This window comes from Caballeronia arvi, from assembly GCF_001544695.2.
Taxonomy (GTDB): Bacteria; Pseudomonadota; Gammaproteobacteria; order Burkholderiales; family Burkholderiaceae; genus Caballeronia; species Caballeronia arvi.
Genome location: NZ_FCOM02000197.1, coordinates 1 through 1,938, shown reverse-complemented (window position 1 = coordinate 1,938; position 1,938 = coordinate 1). Strand labels below are relative to the sequence as shown.

The 1,938-nt window shown below is 58.6% G+C and carries 2 protein-coding genes; both read right to left on the bottom strand.

The window, feature by feature from the left end:
- Window positions 1–59: 59 nt before the first annotated feature.
- On the bottom strand, window positions 60–287 hold the full coding sequence (locus AWB74_RS48090) for a hypothetical protein (protein WP_061152761.1): 228 nt from the start codon (window positions 285–287) through the stop codon (window positions 60–62).
- A 267-nt stretch (window positions 288–554) separates the two neighbouring features.
- On the bottom strand, window positions 555–956 hold the full coding sequence (phaP, locus tag AWB74_RS44230) for a TIGR01841 family phasin (protein ID WP_061152760.1): 402 nt from the start codon (window positions 954–956) through the stop codon (window positions 555–557).
- Window positions 957–1,938: the final 982 nt, after the last annotated feature.

Below are 1,938 nucleotides of genomic sequence, written 5' to 3'. Positions count from 1 at the left end.
TTGTAGGGTCAGAGTTCGTCATGGCTTTTTCCTGCTTCGATTGCTCCAGTGTAGCCCCATTACGACCGCGAAAGCCGCAATGGCTTTTCCTTCTCGCCGGCGCGGGACGCCTCGACCATGTCGTTGAACAATCGCGCGTTGAGCAGGTACGTCTGCTTGAGAAGGCTGTACCAGCGGTTCGCTCTCCAGGCTTCGGCGTTGGAGCGTCGGTTACCGCGTTCGAGCTGGACCGCCGGCTCCGATTTCTGCCCCGTGGTATTCGCAATCATTCCAGCGTAGAGCGCCATCTGCTGTTGTCAGTAATGCGCCTATGCCTGCGCCAGCGCGAGCGTGGGGATTCTGGCGGAAGTCGAAAGCGCTTCGCCGATCTACCCCAGACGCGCCGGTGTAGGCCTGCAGTAACCTCTGCCCCGATTTGAAGAAGCCCTGAATCAGCTCGTCCGGCATGTTGAAAGCCGCGGCCATGCTCTCCCGGGAGTGATAATCCAACGTCCCTGCCGGCCCCGTCACGAGAAGGGCAAGGGACTGCTCGCGCAACGGGCGCAGCGTGTCGGCTATTTGCGCTGAAGCATCTGCTGGATCTCCGCCGCGTGTTCATTCGCACGCTTGGTGAGGCCCGCCATTGCCTCGACTTGCGACTTGCGTGCGATTTCGGCCAGATCCTTGATGTCCTCGACCGCCTTCAGACACGCATTGCGCGCCACTTCGGCGTGTTTGCCAGGGTCCGTCGCGCCGACTTGCGCGGCTGCCTGAATGTCCTGCATGGCCTGCGTCAGCATCTCGGTCTGCTTGCGGGCGAATGCCTGCATCGCGTCATACGCGGACTTGTTTGCCTCGACGATCGCCTCGATGTCTCTCTTGCGCGACTCGACCAGCGCGGACATATCGACGCCCGGCACGTTGAACTGCTCGAACACCTTTGTCAGATCGCCAAAGGGATTTGTCTGTTCAGCCATCAGTGTCTCCTAGGTTTTCGTGAGAACTACGTCCTGTGAGCTTACACTCAATGTGGGGCGATATCAGCATCACGAGCGCATCGCCTCAATCGCCACTTTCCGTTGCCAGTACATACGCGTTGCAACGACGACGCCTTCGCCAAAGCGGTTGGTTTGTGGACACGAGGCGTGCACGTTGGCGCCAGTGTGACCGGTGCCTTGAAAGGAGGTACTGCGTCTGGTTGAACCGCTCCCCTGTGTAGGGATGGTGTTGAGGATCGCTAATTCTGCTAGTGGGTGGCTATTTCTGCTAATACCGCCGGGTCGAAGTTGAGCAGTTAGCATTTCTGTATAAATGACGGATGCTGACGGAAGATGTGAAGTACGCCAACGGTTTTCTCGTCGCCAATCCGGCGGGCGGTCCGTGTAGGAGTACACAAAATGCCCGTGGGAAAGGGTTTCGCAGGAGTGACCGAACTCGGGGTCAGGGAGTAGCGAGACGGTCCATCGAAGGGGGTCGGGCGGAATACGAAAAATCGCCTCCGGTCCTGAACAAGATGTATTAGCGCGATTAACGGACAAGATAGGTGCATGAGCAGAATAGCGAGCAAAAGGCGCGCGTCGCGTTGTGAAGACGCAACGAGCCGCAGGCCCGTGGAATTTTCAGAATTTGGTCGAAAAAGCAACGAGATGGTCGATCTTCTCATTAGCGAAGTGATTAGCCAGAAGACCCAGGTCTGGCACGAAGTGAGCCGAGTCGATTTCGATGACGGGGCGCGGGGTTCGTGGACGTAATCAAGGTCACCACCCATGGGAATCATTCTCGATAGTTGCATCTGGGTCGCGCTCGCCGCGAAAACGCTGGAGCGTCAGACGGTGATCGATCTGGCCGGCGAGGGCCCCTGTTCATCTCGGTGATCTCACTCGGTGAACTTGGCTTCGGCGTACAGACGTGTGCGGCTCCGACCGACCGGGCAGGGCGCGCGGCGTACTCCAACAGCTC

What these genes read in the sequence shown, in the direction of transcription:
- phaP (WP_061152760.1), bottom strand. Translation starts at nt 956, where the DNA reads ATGGCTGAACAGACAAATCCCTTTGGCGATCTGACAAAGGTGTTCGAG.
- AWB74_RS48090 (WP_061152761.1), bottom strand. Translation starts at nt 287, where the DNA reads ATGGCGCTCTACGCTGGAATGATTGCGAATACCACGGGGCAGAAATCG.